We start from the raw sequence: 6,307 nt of genomic DNA, 5'->3' as shown, positions 1-6,307 counted from the left end.
GTCAGTCCCGCGAACGCGGGATTCCAGCGGCTTCTTCCCGCCACGCGAGAGGAAGACTCTGGATTCCCGCCTTCGCGGGAATGACGGAGTGAGAGGCGGGAATGACGGAGTAAGAGGCGGGAATGACGGAGTGAGAGGCGGGAATGACGGAGTAAGAGGCGGGAATGACGGAGTGAGAGGCGGGAATGACGGAGTGAGAGGCCTGAATGACGGATCAAGCCAGCAACCGATACCCCACCGCCGTCTCCGTGAGCAGATGCCTCGGCTGCGCGGGATCGGCTTCGAGTTTTCGCCGCAGGTTCCCCATGTAGATGCGAAGGTAGTGGCTCTGCTCCGAATGCGACGGCCCCCACACCTCGCGCAGCAGCTGGCGATGCGTGAGCACCCGCCCGGCATTGGCGATCAGCACCGTGAGCAGGCGGTATTCCGTGGGCGTGAGATGCACCTCCCCACCCCCGCGCCGCACGACGCGCGCACGCTGGTCCACTTCGACATCGCCGAACCGGAAGACGGGATCGGCACCCCCACCCTCCTCCGCGCGCACCCTCGGCCGCCTCAGATTCGCACGCACCCGCGCAAGCAATTCGGCCACACCGAACGGCTTCGTCAGATAGTCGTCCGCCCCGGCATCGAGCGCGGCCACCTTGTCCGCTTCGTCCACCCGCGCCGACAGCACGACGATCGGCACCGTCGACCACCCACGCACGTCGCGTATCAGATCGATCCCGTCGCCATCGGGAAGCCCGAGGTCCAGCACGATCAGATCGGGCTGGCGCGTGCCGGCTTCGATCAGGCCGCGCTGCTGCGTGTCCGCTTCGTGCACCTGCCAGCCTTCGCCCTCCAGCGCCGCGCGCACGAAGCGGCGGATCTGCGGCTCGTCCTCGACGATCAGGGCAACGGGCGACGGGGTCATGGCGGCGGCAGCTCCGGCGGTTTGCCTCGCGGCAGCTTGACGGTGAATTCGGCGCCGCCCCCCGAAACATTCGCGGCGGCGATCGATCCGCGATGCGCGTCGACCACGGCCTTGCAGATCGCAAGCCCGAGCCCGACGCCCGGTGTCGCGGACTCGGCCGCGCCGCGCGTGAATTTCTCGAACAGCATGTCTTCCTTGCCGCGCAAGGACGCGGGCAGGCCCGGCCCATGGTCGCGCACCTTCAGCACCAGCTCGCCATCGGTCACCGATGCGTGTATCTCGATCGGCGGGCGCCCATGCCGCGCGGCATTTTCCACGAGGTTCGCGATCACGCGCTCGACGAGCGTCGCATCGAACTCCACCAGCGGCAAGTCGGCAGGCACGTCCACCCGCACCGCCTTGCCGGCAAGAAGCGGCTTCAGCCCGCGCAAGGCGACGCCCACCACCTCTTCCACCGACTGCCATTCGAGCCGCAGGCTGACGTTGCCGCTTTGCAGACGCGCCATCTCGAGCAGGTTGTTCACGAGCGTGCCGAGCTCGCGCGCCTGCTCGGCGATCGCGTGCGCGGTCTCGGACTGCGCATCCGTGAGCGGCCGCGACGATTGCAGCGACTCGGCCTGGCCGATCAGTGCGGTCAGCGGCGTGCGCACGTCGTGCGAGATCGCGGCGAGCAAGGCATTGCGCAGCCGCTCCGATTCCATTTCCACCACCGCCCCCTGCGCCACCTCGACGTAGTGCACGCGCTCCAGCGCGATCGCGATCTGGCGCGCGAGCGTCTCCAGGTGCTGCCGCTGCTCGGGAATGAGGAGCCATCGCGGCCGGGCGGGTTGCAGCGCGAGCACGCCGCGCACCCGCATCGGCGCCTGCAGCGGCAGGTAGTGCCAGCTCTGCGCGGCCAGCGTGCTCGTTGCGAGCCCCGCTGGGCGGCCGTTGCGAAACGCCCAGTCGGCCACGCTCGCGTCGAATCCCGCGGGTGGCTGACCGGGGAGCAGCAGTTCGTCGCGCAGGTCGGTCGCGATCACGAGCGCGGTGCCGCCGAAGTGCTTCTGCACGGCGGCCACGCCCATTTCGGCCACCTGTGTGGCGAGCAGCGCGGCCGAGAGATCGCGCGTGAGTTCGAAGAGCGATTGCGCGCGCCGTTCGCGGCTCGCGGCGATCTCGGCCTGGAAGCGCAATCCCGCGGTGAGCTGGCCCGTGAGAAGCCCCACGCCGAGCATCACACCGAACGTCACGAGGTACTGCACGTCGCTCACCGCGAACGTGAGCTGCGGCGGCACGAAGAAGAAATCGAACGCCGCGACGTTGAGCACGGCGGCCAGCCCCGCGGGCCCCCGGCCCCACTTCATCGCCACGCCCACCACGCCCAGCAGGTAGAGCATGACGATGTTGGTGAGCTCCAGGCGCCCGAGAAGAGGATGCGCGAGCATCGTGATCGCCACGCAGCTCGCCGCCGCCCAGGCGAAGCGCGGGACGTGCTCGCGCCAGTCGAAGTCCTCCTCTTCCTGCGGGGCGACGTCGCGTGCGAGGCCCGCGAGGCGCCGCGTGCGGCTCACGTGCCCTACTTCGAGCACGTCGAGCGACGGCGCGAGGTCGGAGAGACGCTGCAAGAGCGACTTGCGCCTGAAGCGCAGCCTCGGCGCCGGCGGGCGGCCGAGCACGAGGATCGCGCAATTGAGCTTCTGCGCATGCGCGACGAGTTCCTGCGCGACGTCGGCGCCCGCGAGCACGTTGGTGGTCGCGCCCAGCTCCTCCGCGAGTTTGAGCACGGCGAGCACGCTGTCGCGCCGCGCCGGCTCCAGGCTGCGCAGCTTCGCCGTCTCCACGTAGGCCGCGTACCAGCGCACGCTCAGCTGCCCCGCGAGGCGCGCCGCGCTGCGCACCGCCTGCTCCGCGCCCTCGTGCGGCCCGACGCACGCGAGGATCGCGCCCGACGTGTTCCACGAAGGCAGCCCCGCCGACTGCTCCACGCGGTAGCTGCGCACGTCGTCCTCGACGTGTTCGGCCGTGCGCCTGAGCGCGATCTCGCGCAGCGCGATCAGGTTGCCCTTGCGGAAGAAGTTCTGCGCCGCGCGCTCTGCCTGCTGCGGCAGGTAGACCTTGCCCGCCTTCAGCCGCGCGATCAGTTCGTCGGGCGGCAGGTCGACGAGCACGACTTCGTCGGCTTCGTCGAGCACGGTGTCCGGCACCGTCTCGTGCACGCGGATGCCCGTGATCGAGCCGACCGTGTCGTTCAGGCTCTCGACGTGCTGCACGTTGAGCGTGGACCACACGTCGATGCCCGCATCGAGCAGTTCCTGCACGTCCTGCCAGCGCTTCGGGTGGCGCGAGCCCGGCACGTTGGAGTGCGCGAGCTCGTCCACCAGAACGATTTCAGGCTTGCGCGCGAGCGCGGCGTCGATGTCGAATTCGGGCAGCGTGCGGTCGCGGTACCGCACGTCCTTGCGCGCAAGGTGCGGCATGCCTTCGACGAGCAGCGCCGTTTCCACGCGGCCGTGCGTTTCGACGAGGCCGATCACCACGTCGCGGCCCGCCTGATGTTCGCGTCGCGCCGCGCTCAGCATCGCATAGGTCTTGCCGACGCCCGCGCTCGCGCCGAAGTAGATGCGCAAGCGCCCGCGGCGCGCCGTGCGCTCCTGCTCGCGCAGCTGTTCGAGCAGTTCGTCGGGGTCGGGGCGCTGGTCGGGGGCGAGAGCCATCGCTTCAGCGTAACACTGCGCGGGGTTGCGCCCGCTCAGGACCGACGTGCGGTCCGACGTGCGCTCCGATGAGCGGCTCGATGCGCAGTCCCGCGGGCGCCGCGCCTGCGCGCTCGTGAGGCGATTCGTAGCGGCGCAGCAGCTCGCCGATCACGCGCGCGTAGAGCTCGTCGCCAAGAATCGCATCCTCCATGGCCGCGTCGATGTTCGGGTTGTCGTTCACCTCGATCACGTAGACGCCCGACGGTGTTTCCTTCAGGTCCACGCCATAGAGGCCGTCGCCGACGAGCGCCGCGCTGCGCACGGCGGCTTCGATCACCGCGCGCGGCGCGTCTTCGACGGAGACCGCCTCCACGCGGCCTTCTTCGTGCCTGCCGTCCTCGCGGTGCCTCAGGATCTGCCAGTGGTCGCGGCTCATGAAATAGCGTGCGACGAAGAGAGGCTCACCGGCGAGGATACCCACGCGCCAGTCGAAGTCCGTGTACATGAAGTCCTGCACGAGGATGATGCCGGAGTCCTTGAACATCGCCTGCGCGATTTCCTGAAATTCGCGCCAGCTCCCGGCCTTCTTCACGCTGCGGCTGAACGAGCCGTCGGGCACCTTCAGCACGACGGGATAGGACAGCACGTGTTCGAGCTTGCCGGCGCTGCGCCGGCTCACGAGCCGCGTGCGCGGCGTGGCGATGCCGTGGCCCTGCAGCAGCTCCGCGAGGAAGGCCTTGTTCGTGCAGCGCAGGATCGACTGCGGGTCGTCGATGACCGGCATGCCTTCGGTCGCCGCGCGCTTCGCGAAGCGGAAGGTGTGGTGATCCACCGCCGTCGTCTCGCGCACAAGGAGCGCGTCGAACTGCGTGAGGCGCGAGAAATCCTTCTTCTCGATCAGCTCGGCGTCGACGTCCATCGACCGCGCAACCCGCACGAAGTTCTGCAGCGCCGCCGCGTTCGACGGCGGCAGCGGCTCGCGCGGGTCGTGCAGGATCGCCAGGTCCATTCGCGGCACGCTTTCCACGACATGCGGCCGCCAGGCCCGGCGGGTGAACTGGTCGAGCGCCTCCAGGAAGACGGCATCGCGCGATGGGTCCACGTCGCGCGGCTCGAGCGGCACGAGATGGCTCACGCGCCAGCCGGTGGCGCCCTCCAGCCGCTCGACGCGGATTTCCAGCAAGGGGCAGCGAAACAGTTCGAACGCGCGCCGCGCGAGCTCGGCGAGCTGCGGGTCCTCGATGTGACCGAAGAAGGCATGGAAGCTCAGCGAATCCACCGAGCGCGGCACCTCGGGCAGCTCGCCGATCAGGCGGCCGAGCTGCGCGAGCCGGGGCTCGAGTTCCGACGACTTCTGCTGCAGATCCATGATCGTTTCCACGCTCGGCGTGACGCGCTCGCCACGCGCCTCGGCCAGGAGCGAGCAGTAGTAGCCCATGCTCAGGTAGTCGTAGCTGCGGCACAGGTTGATCACCTTGCGCTGGCGGCTTGCGCCTTCGCCGCGTTCGGAGACGAACTCCTCGGCCGTCATCACACGGCGCGCCGGGTCGGGCCAGCGGAAGTCGGAACGCTTTTCCACGACGATCACGTGCACGGAACTCATGTTTTCTTCGATTCGAGCACGACCGCGGCCGTGTGGCGTCGTCGGCCGTAGCGGGTGATGCGGCGGAATTCGTCGATGCCCACGCCGATGCCCGGGTCGCCCGGCGGCGGTTCGGCCATGGGGTCGAGGATGCGGAACACGGAGCCGTCGAAGCCGGTCACGACCACCCAGTGCGGCCCCTTCTCGCCGTGCAGACGCCAGAGGCTGATCAGCACCACGGGAACGGCGCCATGCTGCAGGTGCGACGCGATTCGTTCCGGCGTGACCGGCGCCGAGTCGATGCGCGCGTCGGGCCGCTTCTGCAGATGCTCGCGGCTGTCCGCCTCGACGAGTTCGATCACTTCCTTCTTGCGCTCGTCGCGCACGCTGCCCGTGAAAAGGCGCGTGCCCGCGGGCGCGTGCACGGTGACGCGAAAGCCCCGGCGAGCCGCCGCCAGCGCGAGCCCGAACGGGCCGCAGCCGCCATGCCCGGCCGCCATGAACACCGTCGTGGCTTCGCGCCACAGGCGAATCTCGGACGCGCGGTCGCAGGGCAGCTGCGGCCGCAGAGCCGCCATCGCCATCATCAGCGCGCAGGGGCCGCAGGTGAAGTCGAGCGTCTGAGCGTAGAAAGGCGCGGCGAGCGCCACGGGCCGGCCCGCGCCCCCTGGATTCCAGAGGGATTTCTCGAATCGCCAGGCCGTCTGGCCGTCCGCGTAGTAGCGGGGCTTGCGTCCGATTTCCGTGAAGCCGAACCGGCGAAAGAGCGACTGGGCCGCGCGATTGTCGGCGCGGGTCTCCAGCCGCAGCACGGAGCAGCCCTTGCCGCGAGCGGCTTCGATGCAGGCCTGCACCAGCGCACCGCCCACGCCGTGCCCGCGCGCGGCCGAGGCCACCGCGATGGAATAGAGACGCGCCACACCGCTGGCGCGGCGCGTGAGGAGCACGGCAGCGCCGTCGAGTGCTTGCTGACCGGCGGGCGCCACGAGCACGGCCGCCGACGCGCTGGCCAGCAGACTGCGCCAGCTTCGCGCTGAGATGCGGTCGCCGCTGAAGGCGGACTCTTCCAGCGCGCAGAGGGCGGCGAGGTCCTCCGGCGCGGCGCGGCGCAACGGCGGCCGCGCGGGCGCGCGA

The 6,307-nt window shown here is 69.8% G+C and carries 4 protein-coding genes; all 4 read right to left on the bottom strand.

What is annotated here, in order from left to right; all coding sequences use genetic code 11:
- Positions 1-214: 214 nt before the first annotated feature.
- Entirely contained in the window at positions 215-913 is a 699-nt protein-coding gene (gene kdpE, locus VHA82_RS17080) for a two-component system response regulator KdpE (protein WP_325545929.1), read from the bottom strand.
- A complete protein-coding gene (locus VHA82_RS17075) occupies positions 910-3,609 on the bottom strand; it encodes a DUF4118 domain-containing protein (RefSeq protein WP_325545927.1) in 2,700 nt (899 codons plus the stop codon). Before VHA82_RS17075 ends, kdpE begins: the two co-directional genes overlap by 4 nt.
- Positions 3,610-3,613: 4 nt before the next feature.
- On the bottom strand, positions 3,614-5,194 hold the full coding sequence (locus VHA82_RS17070) for a RimK family protein (RefSeq protein WP_325545925.1): 1,581 nt from the start codon (positions 5,192-5,194) through the stop codon (positions 3,614-3,616).
- On the bottom strand, positions 5,191-6,307 hold a 1,117-nt coding region (locus tag VHA82_RS17065; RefSeq protein ID WP_325545923.1), incomplete at its 5' end, for a peptidase C39 family protein. The genes VHA82_RS17070 and VHA82_RS17065, both read right to left, overlap by 4 nt.

Origin of the sequence: Ramlibacter sp., assembly GCF_035548915.1 — a bacterium.
Classification (GTDB): Bacteria; Pseudomonadota; Gammaproteobacteria; order Burkholderiales; family Burkholderiaceae_C; genus Ramlibacter.
The sequence above is the reverse complement of the archived record's forward strand: the minus strand, read 5'-3'. Positions and strand labels throughout refer to the sequence as shown.

Bases quoted from the DNA above. Each gene is read 5' to 3' on its own strand.
- kdpE (WP_325545929.1), bottom strand. From the start codon at position 913: ATGACCCCGTCGCCCGTTGCCCTGATCGTCGAGGACGAGCCGCAGATC.
- VHA82_RS17075 (WP_325545927.1), bottom strand. From the start codon at position 3,609: ATGGCTCTCGCCCCCGACCAGCGCCCCGACCCCGACGAACTGCTCGAA.
- VHA82_RS17070 (WP_325545925.1), bottom strand. From the start codon at position 5,194: ATGAGTTCCGTGCACGTGATCGTCGTGGAAAAGCGTTCCGACTTCCGC.